Origin of the sequence: Planomicrobium sp. CPCC 101110 (assembly GCF_007859395.1) — a bacterium.
In the GTDB taxonomy this organism is placed as follows: domain Bacteria; phylum Bacillota; class Bacilli; order Bacillales_A; family Planococcaceae; genus Planococcus.
Genome location: NZ_VOHD01000003.1, coordinates 501,723 through 524,583 on the forward strand (window position 1 = coordinate 501,723; position 22,861 = coordinate 524,583).

The window sequence follows — 22,861 nt, forward strand, 5'->3', positions numbered from 1 at the left end:
TTGGCTTTTTGAAGAACATTGATGCTTACATTTTTTTCGATTGGGCAATGGCTTCGACTAACCGGTCAATGGCAGGGACGGTCGGTGTTATGAAATCCTGTGTAAGAAAAGTGAATATCAGCCATTCCCCGTCTTTTGTTTTCGCATAGCCGGAAAGGGAACTGACTCCAGTCAGCGTTCCGGTTTTCGCCGCCGCGTTCTTTTGGGCGGCTCCGGTTTTAAATCGCTTCCTAAGCGTTCCTCCGGCCAGGCGGCCAGGAGCTCCTGCCAGAGGCAGCCCATTTGAAAAATGCGGGAACCATGGCCGAAAACGTACGGAATAAAGCAGCTTGGTCAATTCTGAAGCTGTAACTTTATTGGTGTGGGACATGCCGGAAGCGTCTTCAAATATCCACCGGCTCTCATCAAGGCCAAGGCTGGAAAGAAATTCGCGCATAACGCGAAGGCCGGAATTCCAGCTGCCATCTTCATAGACTGCCTTTCCCATTTCTTTTGCTAATACTTCGGCATGTGAATTGTTGCTTAGTTTCAAGAACGGCACAAGCAACTTCTGGAGCGGCATGGATTTTTTCGAGACCAGCAGCTGGGCAGTTTCAGGAACTTTGCCGTCAAGTGTGTTTGAGGTCCCGGAAAACGTGATGCCGCTTTCAGCTAAAGCGAGCTGGAAATTATATATGGCATACGCGGTCGGGTCGGGAACGGAAATCCAATCTTTTGTTCCCGAGCTTCCAAGCGGCGCATTTCCGGTGATGATGATTTTGTTGGTGCCGGCTTTTCGTTCGATCAGCAGCGTGTTTGCTTTATTTTTTGATACGGTTACGGCCCGGTTGTCCACTTCCATAAACGCGGATCCGGCTGCCAGCATCACTTTTACAGGGCGGCCGATACGGGAAGGTTTCACATCCACTTTTATAGAACCGGTATCAAAATCAGCATTCGGCGAGAGATTTAACGCAGAGATGCGGGCTGCATAGTAATAGGATTCGTCTTCTTGTGATATTCCAGGTGATAAGCGGGCAGCGTCAAACCATGTATCATCTCCGACAAGGTCGCCGTCCACTTTTCTTATGCCGCGCTTTGACAAGCTTGCCGCGAAATCGTCCAAATCCGATTTTCGCAAGGTTGGATCGCCTTGTCCACGCAGGTAAAGGTTCCCCTTCAAAATCCCTTGATCGATGGTGCCATCCATCAAGACGGCGGTGGAAAACCGATGGTCCGCCCCAAGGGTTTCTAAAGCTGCGGCGGCAGTTAAGATTTTTAAGGAAGAGGCAGGGGTTATGCCGTAATCCGCGTTTTTCGCGTAAAGCAGTTCACCGGTTTCCGCATGCCGGACCGCAAGGCCGCAAACCGAATTGGATAGGTGGCTGCCGTATGTGATTTTATCGATTTCATGCTGTAAAGACTCATAGCCGAACGCGGCGGCAATTGTCTTATTGTTTGCTGTTGCAGTTGAGTTTTCCATCCCAGATCAGTCCCATCTTGATATATCGGAAGAGCCGAAAATTGTTATTGTCCTTAAAATTCATTTTACCATTAAACTGTCAGAAAATATCGCCTTTTCTTTAGGCATCTCCAGTATTTTATAGGGTTTCCGGATAGATTTATAATATATGCAACAGCAGGCAGAGGAGTGTGCGCAGATGGAACAAGAACAAATCACCATCCAGGAAATTGAACGCGGATTCGAAAAAAAGGCTGAAGAATATGAGACAGCTACGTTTGGCATGGGCTGTTTTTGGGGGCCGGAGGCGCGATTCGGCGCCTTGCGGGGAGTCATACGGACTCGTGTCGGTTTTGCTGGAGGCACACTTACGAGCCCCACTTACCGGAATATGGGCGACCATACAGAAACAGTGGAAATAGACTTTGATCCGGCTATATTGAATTTCGAAGATGTCCTCCTGCATTTTTGGAGAAATCATTATCCGAACCGGGATAATTATAAAGGGCGGCAGTATATATCACTGCTCCGCTATCACAACGGCAAGCAAGAACAAGTGGCCAATAAGGTGAAAGCCCAAATGGAAAAAGAATTGGGTGAAGCAATTGAAACAGACATAGCCCCTTTTACCGGATTCACCCTTGCAGAAGAACGCCATCAAAAGTATTACTTGAAGCGGTATCCTAAAGCTTTGGATCAACTGGAAAATTTGTATCCGACGCCTGACCTGCTTTTGAATTCCACTTTTGCTGCCAGGATGAACGGTTTTGTCAAAGGCTATGGCACGAGAGAAGAACTGAAGCATGAAATAGCGGGCTGGCCGATCGAAGAAGAACATCGGCAGTTTATGATAGCTCTCCTGTTTCAATTGAAATGGTGAGGGCCAGCCTTTCTCATTCGGAAACTCCGTGAATGCAGACGGAATTTCGGGGTAAACTGTTAAGGGATATTGCAGTAAAGTCAGGGGGAGTACAGCATGGGATTTATACCAGAAGATTATATGGACATCACCGTTCGCTTGTTGTTGACCGCAGCATTAAGCGGCTTGATCGGAATTGAACGAGAGTCCAAAAAACAAGCTGCTGGGCTTCGGACCCATGTTCTAGTGGGAACAGGCGCTTGTCTGATGATGATTTTGTCAGTTACAGGATTTGATTCATTTTTGAATATGGACAATGATGCAATCCGGTTTGATCCAGGGCGGATTCCTTCTTATGTCATAAGCGGAATCGGTTTTTTAGGGGCAGGAACTATCATCGTCCAAAGAGGTTCGGTAAAAGGGCTGACGACTGCGGCATCTATTTGGGTGGCTGCGGGTATTGGTTTAGTCGTAGGCATCGATATGTATTTTGTTGCAATTTTAACTACGCTTATTGTGCTGGTAACGCTGCACTTGCTGGAGAAGCTGGAACGAAAATTCTTGGCAATCGGCAATCATAAAGTTATTGTTGTAATTGTGGAAGATCAAAAAGACAGTTTCGCAACTATCAACCAAATTTTCGAGGAATGCCAGCTTGAAATTCTGGAATTTGAAATTGACAATGAAGAAGTCTACACTGAAAAAAACAAGTCGAAATTCATTTTTACGGTAAAAGGAGGCAATGTGAAAAAGGAAACTGAATTAGTCAAAAAGCTATGGAACTTCAATGCCGTTTGTAAAGTCATCCTTTAAACACTTCCGGCTTTTGCCGATGCAATCATATTGCTTGTACCGCGAAGGGGCAGCTGAGCTGCCCGCTTCTTTTTTGTCCGGTCCGTTCAAAGAAAGGGCTGCGATTTGCTGAAGGAAAGTACTTTTTTGGAACAGGAGTAGCTATATGAAAAAGTTGATAGTCCTGCTGGCGCTCGTTTTATTTGCATGGGGCTTTGTATGGGTAAACAATAAGTGGATACAGACCACTGAATACACAGTAGCTTCAGAAAAGATGCCAGAAGCGTTCGAAGGAACAAAAATCGTTCAAATTTCAGATCTGCACAATGCTACATTCGGAAAAAATCAATCTTCCCTGATCAAGAAAGTGGAGGATGCTCAACCGGATGCGATATTTTTGACAGGCGACTTGATTGATAGCAATCGCTATGATTTGCAGACAAGCCTGACGTTAGTGGATGCTTTGGTGGAAATGAGCGAAGTTTATTTTGTGATTGGAAATCACGAAGTGGCAGTAAATGAAGTGGACAAAATTACAGAAGCTTTAGAAACACGAGGAGTGACCGTCCTGATGAATGAAACGGCAGAGTGGGAAAAAGGCGGTGAAACCATTCAAATTGCCGGCATTAACGACCCGCTTCTTAATGTGGAAGTTAAGGAAGAAGACTATATACAGCAAGCGATTGAAGAAACAGAATTGGCCGATGCGTTCACTTTAATGTTGTCGCACCGTCCCGAAGTGTTCAATGTCTATGTAGAAGAGGCGATTGACGTCGTCTTTTCCGGGCATGCGCATGGCGGGCAAATACGGATCCCTGGAATTGGAGGGGTCTTGGCGCCGGGGCAAGGATGGTTCCCGGAAATGACTACAGGCGTTTTTAGGAAAGAAGAGACACAGCTGGTGCTGAGCCGTGGGCTGGGGAACAGCGGCTTTCCCCTTCGTGTGTTCAACCTTCCTGAGATTGTCGTAGTGACTTTAGAAAAAGAATAGGATGTGCTGCAGGATGGATGCGACCTTTAAAGTGAAAAACGCCGTATTCAATTATCGGGTGGCGGGAATCTGGATTGAAAATGGGCATGTCTTGCTGCACAAACAGGCCAGTGACAGCCATTGGGCATTGCCAGGCGGCCGCGCCCAGGTGCTGGAAGATTCCAGATCATGTTTGGCGCGGGAAATGGCGGAAGAGCTGGACGTTGTGGTGGAGGCGGATCGGCTGCTTTGGACAGTAGAAAACTTCTTCACTTACGGGGGTAAAAAATTTCACGAAATCGGCTTTTATTATTTGATCTGCGGTGCACAAAACCCACTGATTTTTCAAACCGGCCCATTTTTTGGACCCGAAGGCGACCGGTTGGTGTACCAGTGGATTCCGCTTCCGAAAATTAGCGAAGTGGCTTTATATCCGGAATTTCTGCGCGAAGCGTTAACAGAATTGCCGGAAGCGACACAGCACTTGATCGTTTCTGACGAATAAGGAGACTAGCGATATGATTCATAGAAAAGATGTTTCTCTTCATAATTACACATCAAAAGTTTCGGTGAAATACGATTTGCCTTCTGATCAATTGCAATTCACAGGATTGCCCCAGGACATCATCAAGCGGGACGCAGAAAATCCGTTAAAGCATTTGGTGGTTATTTTCGCCCGTGATGAAGTTGCCGGTTTTTTTGAGCTGGACGAATCGGATGACCGGAAACTTTACTCGAATAATCCAAAGGCGCTGTTGCTCCGAGCTTATTCTGTGAATCCGAAATTTCAAGGAAGAGGCATTGCAACAGGATCGATTTACGCACTTCCCGACTTTATCAAGCAGGAATTTCCGGAATTCAATGAAGTGGTATTAGGGGTTAATGCACAGAATAAAGCTGCGCAGCATGTATATAGACGCGCGGGATTCGAAGACACCGGCCGGCGATTGATGCGTTCAAAAGGCGAACAGATTGTCATGTGCATGCGGATCATGTAGAAAAGAGCGGAGACGCTCTTTTTTTATGCCCATCATTCGAAATACAGGTGCTTATGCAAACTGCAGCCGGGGTTGAATGATGCTGAACAAGCAGGACAAACCGAAGTGCAGCCCAAATACTCCTTTACTGTCAGTTCATGGCCGCAAGCTCCGCATAGAACCGCCTTTTCATCAAACCGTTCTTTTGGCCAAACCGCGCTCTTTCCGCATCCTGCCGACTCGTGGCATTGATAGCAGGGATAATATTTGCCGCAGCAGAAAAACTTGATAGCGATCCTGTCAATTTCAGAATGGTAGTGGGCGCAGCGCGTCTCCGGGTCGACATTTATGCCAATTACCAATTGATTGTGTGCCATACAGTGCCCTCCTTTCAATAAAACGTTTAAATTAGGGGAATTGCTTTTCTTTTTATGCTACTATGGAATGGACAATAAATCGAACCAAATTCTTCGGGGCAAGGTGAAATTCCTTACCGGCGGTGAGCAGGAAACTGCAAGTCCGTGACCCGAACAAGAAAAGCCCTTGCGTTTTTCTTATTCGGTGGAGCTGGTGTGACTCCGGCACCGACAGTTAAAGTCTGGATGGGAGAAGAATTCGAGTCGGAAATTGTCATGCGCCTTTCTTTTCGGTTTTGACGCCGGCAAGAAGATTTTTTGTGTATAAAAAATAAGCATTCAAGCAATTATCCATGTTCTTCATATCGCACCAAAGTCGGCCGTTTCCTCAATGGCCGGCTAATAGCTTCCGTTTTGCAGGAGAGGAAACCTCTTCTGAAAGATGGTTGGCAGACTTCTTTGCCAATGCTATTGGGCTGATATGGACCTGTTTATATACCATCCTTTATCCGCCACCCAACGCCCCTTGGCGGAAACCATTCACTTTATGTTTTATGGCCGGCAGCATTTACTCCCGGTCCACGTTTTTCGTGCTTCAACTGCCTTTCAATTCATCAGCAATTTGCGCTGGGGACAGCAATCTGCCATCCTTCCAAGTTTTATGAAAAGGCTTTTTGAAAAGCACTGCGCTACACTGTATTGAAGAGGAGGCCGTATATGTTTACGGGAATTGTAGAAGAAGTCGGGAAAATCACTTCTGTCCGCGCAAAACCGCAAGCTATGGAGTTGACTATTGCCTGCTCGGTTGTTTTAGAAGATGTGAAGCGGGGAGACAGCATCTCCATCAACGGCGTTTGTTTGACGGTGTCATCATTTACCGATAACACGTTTACAGTGGACGTCATACCGGAAACTGTCAAAACATCCACGATGATCGGATTGAAAACGGGTTCCCGGGTCAATCTGGAACGGGCGATGCCGGCAAACGGCCGATTCGGAGGCCATTTTGTCAGCGGCCACGTCGATGGCGTCGGTGTTATCCGGGCCGAGAAAAAAGAAGCGAATGCAATCACCAAAACGATTGAACTGGAACCGCATCTTATGAAATACATGATGCTGAAAGGATCGATCGCTATTGATGGCACTTCTCTTACCGTATTTGGAGTCGGACACAACACAGTGACAATTTCGCTGATTCCGACGACTCAGCAAGATTCCCTCCTGGGGGAAAAAGGCATTGGCTCACGGGTCAATATTGAATGCGACCTGCTTGCCAAGTATACGGAGCGCATTCAGGAAGCAGCACCGAAAATGACCAAAAACTGGCTTTCGGAACACGGATTTTAAATGGAGGCGTTGCATATGTTTTATACAGTGGAAGAAGCTGTCCGCGATTTGAAAAACGGCAAAGCCGTTATTGTCATCGATGATGAAAATCGTGAAAACGAAGGAGATTTTATTGCGTTAGCAGAATACGCTACGCCTGAAATAGTCAACTTAATGGCGACGGAAGGCAGAGGGCTGATTTGTGTTCCAGTGGATGAAACCATTGCGTCGCGTTTGAAGATCGGTTTGATGACGGACAACAACACAGATGAATACGGCACAGCTTTTACGATCAGTGTGGACCATAGGGATTCTACAACTGGCATCAGTGCGTTCGAGCGTTCCCATACGATCAAAAGCATGTTGGATCCGAATGCGAAAGCATCAGACTTCAAAAGGCCCGGCCATGTTTTTCCGCTGATTGCAAAAGCGGGAGGAGTTCTTCGCCGCGCGGGCCATACGGAAGCTGCGGTGGATTTGGCGAAACTTTGCGGTTCCGCCCCTGCAGGCGTAATCTGCGAAATCATGAATGCTGACGGCTCAATGGCCCGGGTCGATGACTTGCAGAAAGTGGCTGAGCGTTTGGGGCTCGGCATCTTGACGATCCAGGATTTGATTTCCTATAAACGAAAACACGAAAAGCTCATCAAGCGGGAAGTGGAAGTGGCTCTTCCGACGGAATATGGGGTGTTTCGCGCAGTCGGCTATACGGAAGTATTGACAGGGCAAGATCATGTGGCACTTGTAAAAGGCGATATTGATCCGGATGAAGCTGTGTTGACGCGCGTCCACTCCGAGTGCTTGACCGGAGATGTTTTTGGCTCCAACAAATGCGACTGCGGACCGCAACTGCACGCCGCTCTTAAGCAAATAAACGAAGCGGGTTCAGGAATCTTGCTTTATATGCGGCAGGAAGGCCGGGGCATCGGCTTGATAAACAAGCTTAAGGCCTATGAGCTTCAAGCGCAAGGCTATGACACTGTGGAAGCCAATCAAAAGCTCGGCTTTGCCGATGATTTGCGCGATTATGGAATCGGAGCCCAAATCCTTCGCGATCTTGGTGTGAAAAAGATGAAGCTCTTGACCAATAATCCGCGGAAAATCGCTGGAATCGGCGGATATGGATTAGAAGTCGTCGAACGGCTGCCGATTGAAATGCCGACAAAGGAAGAAAACGAAACATACATGAAAACTAAAAAATCAAAGCTCGGCCACATGCTGAACTTTTAAAGGAGAATGGATAATGGCGGTTTTATACGAAGGATATTTGAATGGTGAAGGATTACGGATTGGCATTGTAGTAGGACGTTTTAATGAATTTATCACAAGCAAATTGCTGGGCGGAGCAGAAGATGCATTGAAGCGCCACGGCGTTGAAGAAGAAAATGTATCGATTGCATGGGTTCCAGGCGCATTTGAAATTCCTCTTGTCGCCAAGAAAATGGCTATGAGCGGCAACTATGACGCGGTTATTACTCTTGGTACTGTTATCCGCGGTGCGACTCCGCATTTCGATTATGTTTGCAGCGAAGTGGCTAAAGGCGTATCGAGAGCGAGCGACCAAGCCAACATTCCAGTCATTTTTGGTGTTTTGACAACAGACTCGATCGAACAGGCAATTGAGCGTGCAGGCACTAAGGCTGGAAACAAAGGCTGGGAATCTGCAGCCGGTGCAATTGAAATGGCGAATTTGTTGAAAAAATTATAAAAAAACTCCGGGGCTTTCAATGGCTTCGGAGTTTTTTGCTTTAAAAGAAGGAATTGCGGGAATAGGAATTATATTAGAGTGCTGTTTCAAAAAATATAAAACAAAATAGCCGCTGCAATATGATTTCCATAATCGCATTTCCTGCGGCTCTGTATTGCAGAAATGCCGCGGATTCAGTTAGCCATTGCATGAAGAATTGAGAAAGGAAAGGTATACTGATCTTAAGAAAGCTTTCAATGAGATGAAAAAAGTTTTATATGAAAATTATCAGGAGAAGAAACAGGAGAGGAAAATATGGAAAAAACCTTATATTTGGTTCGGCATTGCAAAGCGGCCGGACAAGCTCCGGAAGCGCCGTTGACGCCTAAGGGGCAGGAACAGGCAAAGAGTTTGGCCGGCTTTTTCAAAGAGAGGGAAATTTCCGGGCTCATTTCCAGTCCATTTGTCCGCGCAATCCAAACGATTGAACCATTGGCAAGCGAGTTGAATATGGCTGTAGAAATCGATGAACGTCTTGCAGAACGGGTGTTAAGCACTGAAGACTTGCCGGATTGGCTTGAACGGCTGGAAGAATCATTCAGGGACCTGGATTTGAAGTTATCAGGAGGAGAATCCGGAATTGAAGCGATGGAAAGAGGGGCGGCTGTACTGGAAGCGGCGCCGGATAAATGTGTGCTGGTCACCCATGGGAATATGTTGGGGCTTTTGCTCAAGCAAATTGATGCCGATTTTGGATTTGAAGAATGGATGAAACTATCCAATCCTGATGTGTATGAAGTGAAAATATGGGATGGAAACAGGGCAATCAGCCGGTTATGGCGAGAGAATATTGGCAGACGTATGTAAAGAAGGAGCGGCCCTTTTCAGGTATTAGCCTTTTTTCAACGCAGCTTTTTTCTGGATTTTTCGTTACATAAAGGAGGTGATTTCCATGGAAAAACATACTGCCTTCCCTTACCCGTATTTGTTTCTTTTATTGTTCATAAAAGTCATCGCCTTTAGAGTGCTGATTTTCGACACAAAATCCTTATTGTCCATCGCTTTTATCGAATTTCCAATGTGGGCGCTGCTGCTTGCGCTTGTATTGCTGGCGGCCAAAAAAAGGGTCTGGCTGGCAGTTTGGGTCTACAACTTCCTGGTTTCAGTCATATTCTTCACTGTGACCCTTTATATTCGGTACTATTCCACCATCCCTTCATACTACGATCTTCAGCAAACAACGCAATCCGGTTCTGTCGGCAATACGATCGTGATGCTGTCAAACCCATTCGATTTCCTGTTTTTCCTTGATGCCGTACTTGTACTGGTTTTTGCGCGCAAATGGAAGGCTCCAGCGAAGATGCAATCGACCAAATATGCCGCGGTAGGTATGGCTTTGCTGTGCGCAGCAACAACCGCTTATGCGCTAAAGCAGCCGCTTGTTGACGTTTCTTACTTTGCAAAAGAAAACGGTTACCTGCAATCCCAAGTGGTCCAGCTGTATCACCGGGCCGATGAAACAGCGCACGCATCCACCACGAAACTGTCGCCTGAGCAATTGGAGGCGCTAAAAGGAAATGAATATGTGGAACTGGAGAAGCAAAAGGCATTCGGCTTGGCAAAGGACCGGCATTTGTTTGTGATCCAAGTGGAGTCGCTGCAGAATTTCGTAATCGGCAAATCGTTGAATGGCCAGGAAATCACCCCCCACTTGAACAAGTTATTGGGTGAAAGTGCGTATTTCTCCAATGTGTTCCAGCAGATTGGCGCCGGCACCACTTCAGATGCCGAATGGATTGTGAACACTGGCCTGTATCCGCAAGGAATGATTCCGACCGTCAATAGCCTGAACGGAAAAGCGGTGCCTTCTCTTCCGCGCACTTTGAAAAAGAACGGTTATGGTTCTGCGACTTATCACGCCGATGATGTGACGTTTTGGAATCGGGACGTTCTATATCCGGTGCTCGGCTATGATGAAGTCTATTCGATAAAGGAAATCCCGAATATCAAACCGGTGGGTTTTGGTCCGGCGGATGAAGTCGTGTTCGATTTTGCGGCGGAAAAGTTGCCAAAACAGCTGGGGAAATATGACCGCCTTTATACGAATATTGTAACAGTGACCAGCCATACTCCTTTTGTTATGCCCGAAGAGATGCAAGGATTGGATTTGCCCGCTGAATATGAAGGCATGTATGTCGGAAACTATTTGCAGGCTGTCCATTACGCAGATGAACAGGTCGGGGCATTCATTGAGGAGCTGAAGGGCCAAGGGATCTATGACCAATCCCTCATTGTTGTTCTAGGAGACCATTCTGGTATGCACGGCTCGCTGGTTACCGAACAAGATAAAGTTCTGCTCGAAAATTTCATAGGCCACCCTTACACAATAAAAGATCAGTTTACTGTACCGCTTCTGTTTACAGGAGGAAATCTGTTTAATGGGATTCATATGGAACGTTTAGGCGGGCAAGTGGATATTATGCCTACCATTCTGGCGCTTCTTGGCATTGACCATGAAAATCCGATGATGGGCCATAACTTGTTCCAGTATGAGAAAAACTTGTTGGGCATGCGCTATTACCTGCCAGGCGGTTCGTTTATCCAATCCGAGCAGATTTACAAAGCGCCTGGAGCGAAAATGCCGGAGGTGCTGTATGATATGAAATCCATGGAGACCCGCGCGAAAAATAGTGAGGCGAAAAAACATATCCGAGATACCGATACACTATTGGATTATGGGGATTTACTGCTGAAACCATACCTGGAAGATTGAAATGATATACGAAAAAACATGATTTGTTTATAATAAAAAGAAAGTTATCGTTTAAGGGGGAGGCAAAAACGTGGTCAAAGAATTCGAAGAAGAAGTTATGCATGTGATGGATAATATGTTTGAAAATGAGATGAAAAAAGTCAACGATATGCTTGGACAAGAGCTGTTGATTTCGCTGATCGGGGAAGTGAACGCCGGGAAATCCTCGACAGTCAATAAAATTATCGGCGAAAACATTGCCAGCACGAATCCGATGCCCGGTGAAACCGTCAGTGTGGATCCTTATAATATCCGCGGGCTCGAAAACATCAAGTTTATGGATACGCCAGGATTGAACGACCCGAACGATGAAAACCCGAAGAAGACCCTGGAGTTTGTGCAAAGTTCAGATGTAGTGCTTTTTTTCCTGAATGCTGCAGGAACGGTATTTTCCGACAGCGAGAAGGAAAAGTTTGAGGAAATTGAAAAACACAATAAGGACATCTTGATTGTCTTGAACAAAATTGATGCTGCTGAAGACATTCCATCGCTTGTCCAGTTCATCAAAAAGCATACAAAAAATAAATACAAAGTGGTGCCGATTTCATCTAAAACCGGCGAAAACCTGGAAGTATTAAAAAAAGATATCCTTTTTTTGCTCGAAAAGAAGGGAAAAGATCTTCTCTTCGCTAAAAGCATGAAAGAAAAATCAGCGGCTGCAAATCGTTGGATCATTGGCTCAGGTGTTTCTGCCGGCGTTATCGGAGCTTCTCCAATCCCGGGATCCGATGTGATTCCGCTTACATCGCTGCAAGTAGGATTGATCATACGCCTTTCAAAACTCTATGATAAGCCATTGACGAAAAAAGCGGCTCGGGACATGATTGTCATCACAGCCACCCAAACTTTGGGCCATACTTTGTATCGGCAAGCGCTGAAATTCATCCCAGGAGCAGGTTCTGTTATCGGCGGAACTGTTGCTTCAGCAATGACACTGGCCCTAGGATACGGCGTAAAGTACGCGTTTGAAAACAATATAGCCATCGATTATGATATGATTGCCGACTTGTTCGAAAAGTACAAAAAGCGCGAGAAAAACGCATAATTCAAACGGAACCGCCCTTTCAGCTGAGAGGGCGGTTTTCGATTGGCTTGCTTCTTTCCTGAATGTGAATTACTTTTATAACTATGCAAGTTGCGCTGCTTTATATCATTTATGCAAAAAGTTAATTAGGAGGGAGCAGATTTCTCATAGCTCTTTCAGCAGGGATCCTTCCTGCAAAAATGGCAGAGCGGCATTTGAAATCTGCTGCTTATTAGTTCAATCCATAGAGATGACTGGAGGTACGGCATGAAAATTTTAGTAGTTGAAGATAATCCAAGCGTAAGTTCCATGCTGGAAATGTTTTTTTCAAAAGAAGGAATCGAAGGCGAATTTGAAGCGGATGGGCTTGATGGTTACCGGTCCTATAAAGCGAACGACTATGACTTGCTGATATTGGACTGGATGCTTCCGGGACTGGATGGCATGGCTTTATGCCGTAAAATCCGGGAGGAAGGCGATTCGATTCCGATTATCATGCTGACAGCGAAAGACAGTGAATCGGACCAAGTCATCGGATTTGAAATGGGAGCCGATGACTATGTGACCAAACCGTTCAGTCCACTGGCGCTGATGGCACGCATCAAGGCGGTGACCCGCCGGACACAAAAAGCGGAACCGGCATCGGATGCGATTCAAACGCTGCATTTTCAGGTCAACAAAGAAACGCGAGACGTGCAGAAAGATGGAGAAAAGGTACAAGACTTGACGCCGAAAGAATTTGACCTGCTTGTTTTTTTCCTGCAGCATCCTAAGCAGGTGTTTACCCGTGATCAATTGCTGGAGCAGGTCTGGGGCTATCAATTTTATGGGGATGAACGCACTGTTGATGTCCACATCAAACGGCTTCGCAAGAAAATAACGGGGGGCGATAAACTGTTTCATACGGTCTGGGGAGTAGGGTATAAATTTGAAGAAGCCGAGAATTAAGTATTTCTACCAATTGATTGGCAGCCATCTGAGCATTCTCCTCATTGCGCTCCTGATATTAAGCATCTTATTCGTGCAGTATGTGGAGGAATTTGCCTATGAGGAGAAAGCCGAGGAGCTGGAACGTTACGGTGAACAGATTTTGCGGGAGCTGGAGCGCCCACGTCCGGGAACGGATCTTCAAACATATGTTTCGCTGCTGAAGGCGCAAGGAATCGATTTTATCGTTTTTGATCAGCAAAGCCGTGTGTTATATCCGTTTTCTGAAGCCTTTCCGCCCATAGATTTGACCGAGGAAGAGTGGAACATCATTGAACAAGGGGAGACGCTCGTTGTGAACAGGGATGTTGAGCGCTTTGAAATTACTATGACTTTCGTCGCGATGCCTTATGTCAGCGATGGGGAATTGGTAGGCGGAGTGTTGCTGGCCTCTCCGGTCAGCGGAACGAGGGAAATGGTTTCCGAACTCAACAAAACACTCGTGACCGCTATTTTGATTGCTCTTGCTGTTGCTTTGCTGCTTAGCTTATTGCTGTCGAAATTGCATGTCAGCCGCATCCAGCGCATGCAGAAAGCGACCTCAATGATTACGAATGGCCGTTATGACGTGAACCTTCCTGAAACGAATTTTGATGAAATCGGCGATTTGTCGAGAGACTTCAATAAGATGGCCAACAAGCTTCAACAGTCGAACGAAGAAATTGAACGCCTTGAAAACCGCAGACGCCAGTTTATGGCGGATGTGTCCCATGAGATGCGGACTCCGCTGACCACTATTGCCGGTGTTATTGAAGGCCTGCGCAATAATATGTTCGAAGAAGACCAACGGGAAAAAGGCATCCGCTTAGTAAGTGATGAAACAAAGCGTCTTATCCGTTTGGTCAATGAAAATCTGGATTATGAAAAAATTCGGTCCAACCAAGTGACGCTCACCAAAGAAGAAGTCGAGTCGGAAGAATTGCTTGAAATCATCCAGGAGCATCTGTATCTGCAGGCGGAAGAAAAAGGCGACCACATTGTAATCGAGCCGGAAGCAGGCACAGTCATTTATGGGGATATGGACCGGCTGATTCAAATTTTGACGAACATTGTTAAAAACAGCATCCAGTTTACCGACCATGGCCAGATTTTCTTGCGCGCTTTCAAAGAGCCGGCGCATATGGTGATTGAAGTGGAAGATACCGGTTCCGGCATCGATGTCGAAGAAATCGATCTGATCTGGCGCAGGTTTTATAAAACGGATTTCTCACGGGGCAGCGGACAATTCGGCCTGGGGTTGTCAATTGTCAAACAGCTGGTCACCCTCCATGAGGGAGACATTCAAGTGGAAAGTACAAAAGGGCAAGGGACGAAATTCACTATCCGATTGCCGCATAAAAAAGACCCGGAAGCTTAAGCTTACGGGTCTTTTTCTTTCGTGAAAGTTTACATCTCTATTCAAAGTTCGGTCATAGTTTGTTCATAACTGCTTGTTAATATGGGCTTAACGAAAAGAAGAAAGAGGGCTGGACATGAAAAAAGCAATGTACATCGCAATGGGAGCTGTGTTGGCTGCAGCTATAATTTTAATGGCAGGTTTTATCCAGAAAGAGGCGGTGGCGTCTGTAAACGGGACGGATATCGATAAAGAGGCATTATATGAAGAGTTGGTGGCTGCGAATGGAACAGCAGCACTTGATACGATGATTTCCGAAGAAATTGTCAAACAGGAAGCAGAAAAAGCGAATGTTGAAGTAGCGCAAGCAGAAATCGATGCGGAAATGAAAATATACGAAGAACAGTACGGCGGAGCCGAAGCGCTTGAATCGGCAATCGAAACAAGCGGGATGACAGTGGAGCAATTGGAAGAGGAAATGAAGAATTACTTGCTGATCGAAAAGTTAATCGGACCGGATATTGAAATAACGGATGAGCAGATTGAAACATATTTTGAAGAAAATAAGGAATCCTTCGCACAAGCGGAGCAAGTTGAAGCGAGCCATATTTTAGTGTCCACGCAAGAAGAAGCTGAAGAAGTAGCCGAAAAATTGGAAGACGGTGGAGATTTCGCTGAGCTTGCAGCAGAATACTCAACGGATACAGCAACAGCCGAAACTGGAGGCGAACTCGGATCGTTCGGAACCGGTGAAATGGCAGCAGAGTTCGAAGAAGCGGCTTTTGCAATGGAAGTGGATGAAATCAGCGATCCGGTAGAAACGGAATACGGATTCCATATCATCAAAGTGACAGGCAAAACAGAGGCGGCAGAAGCAAATTTGGAAGACAATAAAGAACAAATCAAAGAAACCTTATTTGACGAGGCATTAAACACACAATACGCAACTTGGATTGCGGAGAAAAAAGAAGAAGCCGACATTGAGAACAAACTTGAATAGGAGGACATATAATGGGCTACTATAATACACCTGAACCAAAGACAAAACAAAAAGGATATTTTGCTTCAAGTTTTACGGGATTGATCGCAGGAGCTTTGCTTGTTGGAGTGGTGCTTCCGGGATTTACCGATTCAGACGCTGCTGTCCAGGAAAATACAACTGCAGCGGTGGAATCTGCCAGTAATATTCAAAACGTTTCTTCTGTCGTAACAACGGATGTAACGAAAATTGTAGACAAAAATTCAGCTGCGGTAGTAGGGGTGACTAACATGCAGACTGCAGCACAAAACCCGTTCGCTCCGTCAGCCCAAACAGAATCCCAGGAAGCGGGGACTGGGTCGGGTGTCATTTACAAACAAGAAGGCGGTTCGGCTTACATCGTCACCAATAACCATGTAGTTGATGGAGCTGAAGAAGTGAAAGTCACTTTATCGGATGGGACAGAACTGGAAGCGGAAGTTCTTGGTGCAGACATCTGGACTGACTTGGCGGTATTGAAAGTGGCGGGAGACTCCATAACAGCTGTTGCGGAATTCGGCGATTCTTCTGTGTTAAAGCCAGGTGAACCGGTTGTCGCAATCGGCAATCCGCTTGGCCTTCAATTTTCCGGCTCTGTAACAACAGGAGTCGTTTCCGGAACAGAACGCGCTGTACCAATCGATATCAATGAAGATGGAACAGAAGATTGGGAGTCAGAAGTCATTCAAACGGATGCAGCGATCAACCCGGGAAACAGCGGCGGTGCGCTCATCAATAGCCAAGGGCAAGTCATCGGCATCAACTCGATGAAAATTGCCCAAGACGCCGTAGAAGGAATCGGACTTGCAATTCCGATCAATGCAGCGGTTCCGATTATTGAAGATTTAGAGAAAAATGGAGAGGTTGAACGGCCATCAATGGGCGTTTCCATCATCGACTTAATGGAAGTACCGGCCCAATCCCGCCAAAACCAATTGAATTTGCCAGAGGATATTGAAGGCGGAATAGTGGTTCAATCTGTCTCGCCGGGATCCGGTGCAGAAAATGCCGGCCTTCAAGCTTATGACGTGATTGTAGAAATGGACGGAGAAGCCATCAATACTGTGCTTGATCTTCGCCAGTATCTATATAACGAAACAAAAGTAGGGGATACGGTAGCTGTCAAAATATACCGCAACGGAAAAACTGAGAACCTTGAAGTTGAACTGGCTGAAAGCCTGTGATGGAATAGCAGTCCCTCGCCAAATGGCGAGGGACTTTAATGTTGAAAGTAAAATGTTCTTCCTAAAACAAAAACTGATTGCTTGGAAGCAATCAGTTGAGCAGGCCGAACATATCGGTACTTACTAAAACGATTATAATGATTATTACCAGGATAACGAAGGCGACGATTCCGCCTTGCACTTTATTGTATTGCTTCACATTCGGTTCTTCTATGCCCTCTTTATGGTCCGGCGAAGGCTGCATCGTCTCTTTGTTTTCTTTCATATACTTTTGTTCGCTATCTTTTTTATCCATGACTGTTCCTCCTCCCTATTTCTCAATATCGCCAGCTGAACTTATGGGTTGCTGAAAAAGGCATCCTCTTTTTCTTGTTCACGCTGTGTCAGTTTCTTTGCCAGCTCTCTTCCAAACAAGGCCGAAGAATGAGGGTCTCTGCCGGTCAAGATCTGGTCGCTGCCCCACACAATATATTCTTTTTCATCCGAGCCTTTAGAGTAATTCGCGATTTTGCTCAATTCATCTTCCAAGCTGAAAGGCAATAGACCGTCCACTTCTTTCGGCTCTTGGTCGTTTGGATAACCGGTTACGTTCAAACCTTCCAAAATGCTGCGTCCTTCTTTGGTTTTCGTGTAGATGAGCGGTGCTGGGCCATGGCATACTGCAGAAACGATTCCGCCATGCTCGTAAACGATGTTGATGATGGCGTGCAGATCTTGATTGTGCGCCAAGTCAAACATGGCGCCATGCCCGCCGACAATGAAAATAGCGTCATAGTCGCTTGCTTTCACATCGACAATCGGTGTTGTCTTATCTGCGATTCCCGATTCATACAACTTTTTGTATTTTCCTTCCGGATCATAGTCTTCAGACAAGCTTAACGGATCGACAACCGGTTTGCCGCCTTCCGGTGAAGCAAGGCCAACAATATGCCCGTCTTCCTGCAGCGCCAGCACAGGCTCGAAAAGCTCCTCTGCCCACCATCCTGTAACGTAATCATTTTCTTCATCAACGTATCCACTTGATAGAACGGCCATTACTTTTGCCATAGTATCTTCCTCCCCGGAATATATTACCTATGTCTTCTTTTACCCTTTCACCACATCCTGAAACGTAGCGGAATCTCCTCCGGGAAAAGCATGGAGGCCCCTAAGGAACTTTGGTAAATCAACCATATCAATTGACTCTTGATGGCAAAACAAGTACGTTTTAATTGTTTAGAATTTTTAAAAAACAAATCAGGGAAGAGGTTGGAAAATGTCGAAGAAATTATTTACAACATCTGTGTTGGCAACCGGCGGCCGTTCTGGAAGAGTAGTCTCGGAAGATAATGTGATCGATATTGAATTGGTTTCACCTAAAGAATTGGGAGGCAGCGGCGAAAAAGGCACGAACCCTGAACAGCTTTTTGCGGCTGGATATGCGGCTTGCTTCGATGGTGCGTTGGGAATGATCATTCGAAGAGAAAAGGCGGATGTTACAGGCACGTCCGTCAAAGCGGATGTCGACTTCTTAAAAGATGAAGCCGACAATGGTTATAAACTTGGGGTGACGCTCAGTGTTTCTATCCAGGGGGTCGAAGAAGACAAAGCGAGAGAGCTAGTGGAAAAAGCTCATCAAGCCTGTCCGTATTCCAAAGCGACAAAAGGCAATATTGATGTAGAACTGAAACTTATATGAAATATTATGCAAAGACCGCTGGGCAGCAAAAAGCTATTCAGCGGTCTTTTTTTCATATCGTTTTGGGTATTAAGCCTTTTGTATCTGTTTTATGAATAGTTAGATATTGGGTTTTAAACAAAAATGGCAGGGTATTCAAATAATGCACAAAGATAACTACTTCCAAGGAGGAGGTCATATGGAAAAAGAGGGAAATCGCAAAACGGATGAGGAAGAATTGGAATCGAAGAACGACAAAGATTTTAATGCTGGTGGAAATGATTCCGATTACGATGGAGGCCACCCGAAAGATGCTTCTCCCCAAAGCGATAATCAGATCAATTCCAGTGAAGATCGTTTGAACCGCGAAGAAGCAAGCCGCAGTGAAGATGCTGCGAATTCTTTCAATGCCGGAGGCAACGATTCCGATTATGATGGAGGCCATCCGGATGATGTTTCTCCCGGCAGCAGCGGGAGCATCAACACGGAACACGCTAACTCCAAAAAAGATCAATCCTAAAAATTTCAGGAGGTTATGTCTATGTTTTTTCACAGAAGCGAGCTTCAATTCGAATCAAAACCAGATGCGCCAGATGCGGTATTTGCCAAGAAGGTCCAAGAGCTTATCGGCGGCCAATTTGGTGAAATGTCTGTTGCGATGCAATACTTGTTCCAAGGGTGGAGCACCCGAGGAAATGAAAAATACAGAGATCTACTGATGGATACAGGAACACAGGAATTAGGGCATATCGAATTGCTTGCAACAATGGTTGCGAGACTTTTAGAAGGAGCTCCTGTCTATGAACAGGAAAAAGCTGCCGCTGACCCGATTATCGGTGCCATCATGGGCGGTATGAATCCTCAGCACGCAATTGTGCATGGCCTAGGAGCCTCTCCTAAAGACAGCAACGGTGTACCGTGGAATGCGGGCTATATTGTAGCAAGCGGAAACCTATTGGCTGATTTCCGTGCCAACGTCAACGCTGAATCCCAAGGCCGCTTGCAAGTTGCACGCCTCTACAGCATGACCGACGACCGAGGTGTGAAAGACTTGTTCTCTTTCCTTATTGCACGGGATACAATGCACCAAAACCAGTGGCTTGCAGCGATCAAGGATCTTGAAGCGAAAGAAGGCCCAATCGTGCCGTCTACAGTTCCGCCGGAATGGGAAGCCACTCAATATTCGCATATTCTTTACACAAATCCTGAAACAAGCACTGCTTCCCAATTGCCTTGGGTAAGCCAGCCTGCGCCAGACGGCCATGCAATCACTGTAGAAGCACCTGCGCCATTAGCGGGCAGACCGGTGTTAAAACCAGGCCCGCCAGAGTCGCATGATACTTTACCGGCTGAAGACGCGGAATAAGATGGGAAATAGCCTCTTGTGAAAGAGGCTATTTTTTTATGGGATGAAAGGAGAACGGTATGAAAAAGCCATGGATCATGACACAGGAATGGCACCATGTTCTTTTCTTGCATTGGGCGATCGAGCCGCGTTTTGTCGAAGCGCACATTCCGCCGGAGCTCGAGTTGGATGTGTACGGAACGCATGCCTGGATCAGCGTCGTCTTGTTCAAAGCGAAAAGGACGCGGCCGCGTTTTATGCCTCCTATACCGATAGCCGGAACCTATTTGGAGCTGAATGTCAGAACCTATGTGAAATACAAAGGAAAATCCGGAGTGTTCTTTTTCAGTTTGGATGCCGACAGCCCTTTAGCCGTAAAAACCGCCACCACTGGCAATTTCCTGCCTTACCGCCATGCCGAAATGGCTTTTAAAAAACGCGGCGAAACATGGAGCTTCAAAAGCAGGCGCATCCATGAAAACTCACCTCCTGAAGCTTTGGATCTTTCCTATCGAAAAGTCTCATCGCCCCTGTTGAAAGACCGTCTTGAGAAATGGCTGACAGAACGCTATTGTTTATGGACGAAGCCGAATAATCAGCTGTTTCGTGTGGATATCCGACATTCACCATGGCAGCTTTCCTATGTGGAGGGAACCGTTTATCACAATTCAATGGGGAGTTTTCTGCCTATAGCGCTTCAGCAAGAGCAGGCTATCACCCATTATTCGGACAGAAAAAAGGTGCGTTTTTATCCGCCTGTCCTTGAAGTGCCTTAAAACTCTCTGGAAAGCGTCCATGAGTATACTAGACAGCTTCCGGACTTTCTCGACAGATAAAAAACCGGAGCATTAGCTCCGGTTTTTCAATACCTTTTCGGTTCATGCTTTAATGTGTGGGATGTTTCTTTATGGCCGAAAAGCCGTTTTGACAAATAAATATGGAAGAACCATTCACCTGCTGCAATCAATACTGCAGAAGAAAGAGCGGCCCAAAAAGGCGAGAAGTCGGGATTTTCAACCAAAGCCATCAATAAAAGCCAAATTGCCGCAAATGACAAAACCAAATCGCCGGCTGTTGCGATTTTATTGGACGTTCTTCGGTAAATAACCAGATCTCCTATATATCCAAGTACGCCTACAACAAGGGCAATGAGGGCAATATCACCAACCTGCACGCCAAAGGCGATTCCAAGGACGATGAACAACACGACAAACGTCATCAGATATTTCATGATGAAAGCTTCAATATGCCTCAATTCTTCCACCTCCTTATTTGTATTCTTGTAGTAACTGTTTACCCCGATTTCTATGAATCACTCCAGAAACCACAAGAAAGTGGAACAGACAGGGATCAAGAAGAAGTAAAGTCGCCGCCGTTGATATGGATCGCTTGTCCGGTAACATATGAGCCGTCTTTCGACGCCAAGTAAACATAAGCGGGAGCTACTTCCGCCGGCTGGCCCCGGCGCTCCAAAGCAGTATCGCTGCCATGTTTTCCTACTTTTTCCTCGCCGAATGTGGAAGGAATCAGAGGCGTCCAGATAGGGCCTGGAGCTACAGAATTCACTCGGATTCCCTTTTCCGCCAAGTTTTGCGACAGGGAACGGGTGAAAGCAGTAATCGCTCCTTTTGTGGATGAGTAATCGATCAGCTCGGATGATCCGCGGTAAGCGGTGACAGATGATGTATTGATGATCGAATCGCCTTTCTCCAAATGAGGAAGGGCGGCTTGCGTCAAATAGAACATCGAGAAGATATTGGTTTCAAATGTCTCCCTTAATTGGTCGGGTGTAATCGCTAAAAAATCATCTTGGGGAAATTGTTTGGCGGCATTATTGACCAAGATATTCAATTGCCCGAATTCCCCGATCACATCCACGATCAATTGGTTGCAGTTCTCGACATCACTGATATCGGCAGCTTTTTTGAAGCAGCGGACACCATACGACTCAACAACTTCAGCTGTTTTGTCGGCATCTTCATGTTCGTCCAAATAAGCGATTGCGACATTTGCGCCTTCTTTTGCAAAGGCAACTGCCACTGCACGGCCAATTCCGCTGTCTCCGCCAGTGATCAATGCCACTTTTCCTTCGAGCTTGCCGGAACCTTTATAATCTTTGTCATCGTATATCGGTTCAGGATCCATCTCGCTTTCCAATCCTGGTTGTTTTGACTGGACTTGCGGTTCTACTTCTTCATCAATTTTTTCATACTTGTCGTTTGTCATAAGCAGTTCCTCCTTGAAGTTAGATTTATGGTATTTATTCCCGAATGTGCTTGCCATAAACGTGGAGGAATCAAACGAGAATTGGTATCCGGCCTTTTCCTTTATAGAAAACAGAAGGGGGCAAATAAAAAAGAGCGGAAAATATCCGCTCCTCCATCCAATTATTGAGTTTCTCCAGTTACTACTCCGCACGCCACACGTTCTGAAGCATCTTCCTGGGCATAGACCACCAGTGAAGTGCCGCCGGATTGGAGCAAGGAATTTTCTGCATCTGTTTTCATTGAAACGTCCTGAATAACAAACTCATCTTTGGCAGTCCCATCGTCGCCGACTTCGATTGTTTGCATGCCGCCCGCAAACGGTTCACCTGCAGAATCGAAACCAGGGACCTCACATTTACCGGTGTCATGAAATTGGATGCCATGAATGCCAGCTTCCAGATTTTCTAAGTTAAGCGCAACACCAATTCCGTCGCTTTCAGTAGTCAATTCAGCAGTCCCGACGGCATCGCCGTCCGTATTCAACATTTCCACTGTAGCCATCAGAAGGTCTTCACTCGACCCTTCGTCCTGATTATCTTCTGCTTCTTCACCGTTTGGAGGTTCTTCCTGTCCTTCATCCATTTTTTCGTCTTCAACTTCTGTTGCTCCGTCTGTTTCCGTTGGAGGCTCAGAACTGCCGGTATTGGTGCTTCCGCCGCCACAGGCGGAAAGGATCAACAGAAAAGCTAGGGTGATAAAAAGCATTGGCCAGCGCTTCATTGGTGTCATCATCTCCTCTTCGAATAACGTGCTATTCTTCCTTACACGCTTTTATCAGGAAATAAACACATTTCCGCCAAAGCAGACCTTTAGTAGGAGGGAT

26 protein-coding genes and 1 riboswitch are annotated in these 22,861 nt (G+C 46.1%); of the genes, 19 read left to right on the plus strand and 7 right to left on the minus strand.

Annotated elements, in window-relative coordinates:
- Window positions 1-25: 25 nt before the first annotated feature.
- Window positions 26-1,462, minus strand: coding sequence for a D-alanyl-D-alanine carboxypeptidase/D-alanyl-D-alanine endopeptidase (gene dacB / locus FQV30_RS02595; protein WP_146498581.1), 1,437 nt, complete (start codon window positions 1,460-1,462; stop codon window positions 26-28).
- 178 nt (window positions 1,463-1,640) lie between these two features.
- Between dacB and FQV30_RS02600 the strand changes: the two genes are divergently transcribed.
- The 5 genes from FQV30_RS02600 to FQV30_RS02620 all read left to right on the plus strand — a co-directional run bounded on the left by FQV30_RS02600 (window position 1,641) and on the right by FQV30_RS02620 (window position 5,060).
- Complete coding sequence (locus FQV30_RS02600; RefSeq protein ID WP_146498582.1) at window positions 1,641-2,321, plus strand: peptide-methionine (S)-S-oxide reductase MsrA; 681 nt, start codon at window positions 1,641-1,643, stop codon at window positions 2,319-2,321.
- Between the two features lie 96 nt (window positions 2,322-2,417).
- On the plus strand, window positions 2,418-3,113 hold the full coding sequence (locus FQV30_RS02605) for an MgtC/SapB family protein (RefSeq protein WP_146498583.1): 696 nt from the start codon (window positions 2,418-2,420) through the stop codon (window positions 3,111-3,113).
- 145 nt (window positions 3,114-3,258) lie between these two features.
- A complete protein-coding gene (locus FQV30_RS02610; RefSeq protein ID WP_146498584.1) occupies window positions 3,259-4,083 on the plus strand; it encodes a metallophosphoesterase in 825 nt (274 codons plus the stop codon).
- 13 nt (window positions 4,084-4,096) lie between these two features.
- Window positions 4,097-4,567: an NUDIX hydrolase gene (locus tag FQV30_RS02615; RefSeq protein ID WP_146498585.1), complete on the plus strand. Its 471-nt coding sequence runs from the start codon at window positions 4,097-4,099 to the stop codon at window positions 4,565-4,567.
- A 13-nt stretch (window positions 4,568-4,580) separates the two neighbouring features.
- Window positions 4,581-5,060: a GNAT family N-acetyltransferase gene (locus FQV30_RS02620; protein ID WP_146498586.1), complete on the plus strand. Its 480-nt coding sequence runs from the start codon at window positions 4,581-4,583 to the stop codon at window positions 5,058-5,060.
- Between the two features lie 32 nt (window positions 5,061-5,092).
- Here the strand turns inward: FQV30_RS02620 and FQV30_RS02625 are convergent, their stop codons facing one another.
- A complete protein-coding gene (locus FQV30_RS02625; RefSeq protein ID WP_146498587.1) occupies window positions 5,093-5,416 on the minus strand; it encodes a CHY zinc finger protein in 324 nt (107 codons plus the stop codon).
- 85 nt (window positions 5,417-5,501) lie between these two features.
- Window positions 5,502-5,657, plus strand: a riboswitch (FMN riboswitch).
- Between the two features lie 455 nt (window positions 5,658-6,112).
- On the opposite strand from FQV30_RS02625, the gene ribE reads away from it, so the two are divergent.
- From ribE to FQV30_RS02675, 10 genes are all read left to right on the plus strand, one after another.
- Window positions 6,113-6,742: a riboflavin synthase gene (gene ribE, locus FQV30_RS02630; protein ID WP_146498588.1), complete on the plus strand. Its 630-nt coding sequence runs from the start codon at window positions 6,113-6,115 to the stop codon at window positions 6,740-6,742.
- 15 nt (window positions 6,743-6,757) lie between these two features.
- Window positions 6,758-7,951, plus strand: a complete 1,194-nt coding sequence (locus FQV30_RS02635) for a bifunctional 3,4-dihydroxy-2-butanone-4-phosphate synthase/GTP cyclohydrolase II (protein ID WP_146498589.1) — start codon at window positions 6,758-6,760, stop codon at window positions 7,949-7,951.
- Window positions 7,952-7,964: 13 nt separating this feature from the next.
- The gene (gene ribH / locus FQV30_RS02640) at window positions 7,965-8,429 is read left to right on the plus strand and encodes a 6,7-dimethyl-8-ribityllumazine synthase (RefSeq protein ID WP_146498590.1); all 465 of its coding nucleotides are present in this window, start codon (window positions 7,965-7,967) and stop codon (window positions 8,427-8,429) included.
- Window positions 8,430-8,723: 294 nt separating this feature from the next.
- Window positions 8,724-9,275, plus strand: coding sequence for a histidine phosphatase family protein (locus FQV30_RS02645; protein WP_146498591.1), 552 nt, complete (start codon window positions 8,724-8,726; stop codon window positions 9,273-9,275).
- Window positions 9,276-9,360: 85 nt separating this feature from the next.
- Window positions 9,361-11,181: an LTA synthase family protein gene (locus tag FQV30_RS02650; RefSeq protein ID WP_146498592.1), complete on the plus strand. Its 1,821-nt coding sequence runs from the start codon at window positions 9,361-9,363 to the stop codon at window positions 11,179-11,181.
- 70 nt (window positions 11,182-11,251) lie between these two features.
- Window positions 11,252-12,265, plus strand: a complete 1,014-nt coding sequence (locus tag FQV30_RS02655) for a GTPase (RefSeq protein ID WP_255473286.1) — start codon at window positions 11,252-11,254, stop codon at window positions 12,263-12,265.
- A 246-nt stretch (window positions 12,266-12,511) separates the two neighbouring features.
- Window positions 12,512-13,192 carry a response regulator transcription factor gene (locus FQV30_RS02660; protein ID WP_146498593.1) on the plus strand — a complete coding sequence of 227 codons (681 nt, stop codon included), beginning with the start codon at window positions 12,512-12,514 and terminating at the stop codon, window positions 13,190-13,192.
- Window positions 13,173-14,588 (plus strand): sensor histidine kinase, encoded by a 1,416-nt coding sequence (locus tag FQV30_RS02665; protein WP_146498594.1) that lies wholly within the window; start codon window positions 13,173-13,175, stop codon window positions 14,586-14,588. The genes FQV30_RS02660 and FQV30_RS02665 overlap by 20 nt, the downstream gene beginning before the upstream one ends.
- Before the next feature lie 115 nt (window positions 14,589-14,703).
- Complete coding sequence (locus tag FQV30_RS02670) at window positions 14,704-15,567, plus strand: peptidylprolyl isomerase (protein WP_186725501.1); 864 nt, start codon at window positions 14,704-14,706, stop codon at window positions 15,565-15,567.
- Window positions 15,568-15,578: 11 nt separating this feature from the next.
- On the plus strand, window positions 15,579-16,769 hold the full coding sequence (locus tag FQV30_RS02675) for a S1C family serine protease (RefSeq protein ID WP_146498596.1): 1,191 nt from the start codon (window positions 15,579-15,581) through the stop codon (window positions 16,767-16,769).
- A gap of 91 nt (window positions 16,770-16,860) precedes the next feature.
- Here FQV30_RS02675 and FQV30_RS02680 read toward each other — a convergent pair whose 3' ends face one another.
- Window positions 16,861-17,064 carry a hypothetical protein gene (locus FQV30_RS02680; protein ID WP_146498597.1) on the minus strand — a complete coding sequence of 68 codons (204 nt, stop codon included), beginning with the start codon at window positions 17,062-17,064 and terminating at the stop codon, window positions 16,861-16,863.
- Between the two features lie 41 nt (window positions 17,065-17,105).
- Window positions 17,106-17,816 (minus strand): type 1 glutamine amidotransferase domain-containing protein, encoded by a 711-nt coding sequence (locus FQV30_RS02685; RefSeq protein WP_146498598.1) that lies wholly within the window; start codon window positions 17,814-17,816, stop codon window positions 17,106-17,108.
- Window positions 17,817-18,024: 208 nt separating this feature from the next.
- Here FQV30_RS02685 and FQV30_RS02690 point away from each other — a divergent pair, with 208 nt between their 5' ends.
- The 4 genes from FQV30_RS02690 (at window position 18,025) to FQV30_RS02705 (ending at window position 20,547) form a co-directional block, all read left to right on the plus strand.
- Complete coding sequence (locus FQV30_RS02690; RefSeq protein WP_146498599.1) at window positions 18,025-18,447, plus strand: organic hydroperoxide resistance protein; 423 nt, start codon at window positions 18,025-18,027, stop codon at window positions 18,445-18,447.
- 178 nt (window positions 18,448-18,625) lie between these two features.
- Window positions 18,626-18,946 carry a hypothetical protein gene (locus FQV30_RS02695; RefSeq protein WP_146498600.1) on the plus strand — a complete coding sequence of 107 codons (321 nt, stop codon included), beginning with the start codon at window positions 18,626-18,628 and terminating at the stop codon, window positions 18,944-18,946.
- A gap of 21 nt (window positions 18,947-18,967) precedes the next feature.
- Complete coding sequence (locus tag FQV30_RS02700) at window positions 18,968-19,792, plus strand: manganese catalase (RefSeq protein ID WP_146498601.1); 825 nt, start codon at window positions 18,968-18,970, stop codon at window positions 19,790-19,792.
- Window positions 19,793-19,851: 59 nt separating this feature from the next.
- Complete coding sequence (locus tag FQV30_RS02705; RefSeq protein WP_146498602.1) at window positions 19,852-20,547, plus strand: YqjF family protein; 696 nt, start codon at window positions 19,852-19,854, stop codon at window positions 20,545-20,547.
- An 86-nt stretch (window positions 20,548-20,633) separates the two neighbouring features.
- On the opposite strand, the gene FQV30_RS02710 is transcribed toward FQV30_RS02705, so the two are convergent.
- The 3 genes from FQV30_RS02710 to FQV30_RS02720 all read right to left on the minus strand — a co-directional run bounded on the left by FQV30_RS02710 (window position 20,634) and on the right by FQV30_RS02720 (window position 22,767).
- Window positions 20,634-21,026 (minus strand): DUF2512 family protein, encoded by a 393-nt coding sequence (locus tag FQV30_RS02710; RefSeq protein ID WP_146498603.1) that lies wholly within the window; start codon window positions 21,024-21,026, stop codon window positions 20,634-20,636.
- Window positions 21,027-21,121: 95 nt separating this feature from the next.
- Window positions 21,122-21,997 carry an SDR family oxidoreductase gene (locus FQV30_RS02715; protein WP_146498604.1) on the minus strand — a complete coding sequence of 292 codons (876 nt, stop codon included), beginning with the start codon at window positions 21,995-21,997 and terminating at the stop codon, window positions 21,122-21,124.
- A 161-nt stretch (window positions 21,998-22,158) separates the two neighbouring features.
- On the minus strand, window positions 22,159-22,767 hold the full coding sequence (locus FQV30_RS02720; protein ID WP_255473287.1) for a superoxide dismutase family protein: 609 nt from the start codon (window positions 22,765-22,767) through the stop codon (window positions 22,159-22,161).
- Window positions 22,768-22,861: the final 94 nt, after the last annotated feature.

Excerpts from the sequence above, each read along its gene's own strand:
- dacB (WP_146498581.1), bottom strand. The coding sequence starts at position 1,462 with ATGGAAAACTCAACTGCAACAGCAAACAATAAGACAATTGCCGCCGCG.
- FQV30_RS02600 (WP_146498582.1), top strand. The coding sequence starts at position 1,641 with ATGGAACAAGAACAAATCACCATCCAGGAAATTGAACGCGGATTCGAA.
- FQV30_RS02605 (WP_146498583.1), top strand. The coding sequence starts at position 2,418 with ATGGGATTTATACCAGAAGATTATATGGACATCACCGTTCGCTTGTTG.
- FQV30_RS02610 (WP_146498584.1), top strand. The coding sequence starts at position 3,259 with ATGAAAAAGTTGATAGTCCTGCTGGCGCTCGTTTTATTTGCATGGGGC.
- FQV30_RS02615 (WP_146498585.1), top strand. The coding sequence starts at position 4,097 with ATGGATGCGACCTTTAAAGTGAAAAACGCCGTATTCAATTATCGGGTG.
- FQV30_RS02620 (WP_146498586.1), top strand. The coding sequence starts at position 4,581 with ATGATTCATAGAAAAGATGTTTCTCTTCATAATTACACATCAAAAGTT.
- FQV30_RS02625 (WP_146498587.1), bottom strand. The coding sequence starts at position 5,416 with ATGGCACACAATCAATTGGTAATTGGCATAAATGTCGACCCGGAGACG.
- ribE (WP_146498588.1), top strand. The coding sequence starts at position 6,113 with ATGTTTACGGGAATTGTAGAAGAAGTCGGGAAAATCACTTCTGTCCGC.
- FQV30_RS02635 (WP_146498589.1), top strand. The coding sequence starts at position 6,758 with ATGTTTTATACAGTGGAAGAAGCTGTCCGCGATTTGAAAAACGGCAAA.
- ribH (WP_146498590.1), top strand. The coding sequence starts at position 7,965 with ATGGCGGTTTTATACGAAGGATATTTGAATGGTGAAGGATTACGGATT.
- FQV30_RS02645 (WP_146498591.1), top strand. The coding sequence starts at position 8,724 with ATGGAAAAAACCTTATATTTGGTTCGGCATTGCAAAGCGGCCGGACAA.
- FQV30_RS02650 (WP_146498592.1), top strand. The coding sequence starts at position 9,361 with ATGGAAAAACATACTGCCTTCCCTTACCCGTATTTGTTTCTTTTATTG.
- FQV30_RS02660 (WP_146498593.1), top strand. The coding sequence starts at position 12,512 with ATGAAAATTTTAGTAGTTGAAGATAATCCAAGCGTAAGTTCCATGCTG.
- FQV30_RS02670 (WP_186725501.1), top strand. The coding sequence starts at position 14,704 with ATGAAAAAAGCAATGTACATCGCAATGGGAGCTGTGTTGGCTGCAGCT.
- FQV30_RS02675 (WP_146498596.1), top strand. The coding sequence starts at position 15,579 with ATGGGCTACTATAATACACCTGAACCAAAGACAAAACAAAAAGGATAT.
- FQV30_RS02680 (WP_146498597.1), bottom strand. The coding sequence starts at position 17,064 with ATGGATAAAAAAGATAGCGAACAAAAGTATATGAAAGAAAACAAAGAG.
- FQV30_RS02685 (WP_146498598.1), bottom strand. The coding sequence starts at position 17,816 with ATGGCAAAAGTAATGGCCGTTCTATCAAGTGGATACGTTGATGAAGAA.
- FQV30_RS02690 (WP_146498599.1), top strand. The coding sequence starts at position 18,025 with ATGTCGAAGAAATTATTTACAACATCTGTGTTGGCAACCGGCGGCCGT.
- FQV30_RS02695 (WP_146498600.1), top strand. The coding sequence starts at position 18,626 with ATGGAAAAAGAGGGAAATCGCAAAACGGATGAGGAAGAATTGGAATCG.
- FQV30_RS02700 (WP_146498601.1), top strand. The coding sequence starts at position 18,968 with ATGTTTTTTCACAGAAGCGAGCTTCAATTCGAATCAAAACCAGATGCG.
- FQV30_RS02705 (WP_146498602.1), top strand. The coding sequence starts at position 19,852 with ATGAAAAAGCCATGGATCATGACACAGGAATGGCACCATGTTCTTTTC.
- FQV30_RS02715 (WP_146498604.1), bottom strand. The coding sequence starts at position 21,997 with ATGACAAACGACAAGTATGAAAAAATTGATGAAGAAGTAGAACCGCAA.
- FQV30_RS02720 (WP_255473287.1), bottom strand. The coding sequence starts at position 22,767 with ATGACACCAATGAAGCGCTGGCCAATGCTTTTTATCACCCTAGCTTTT.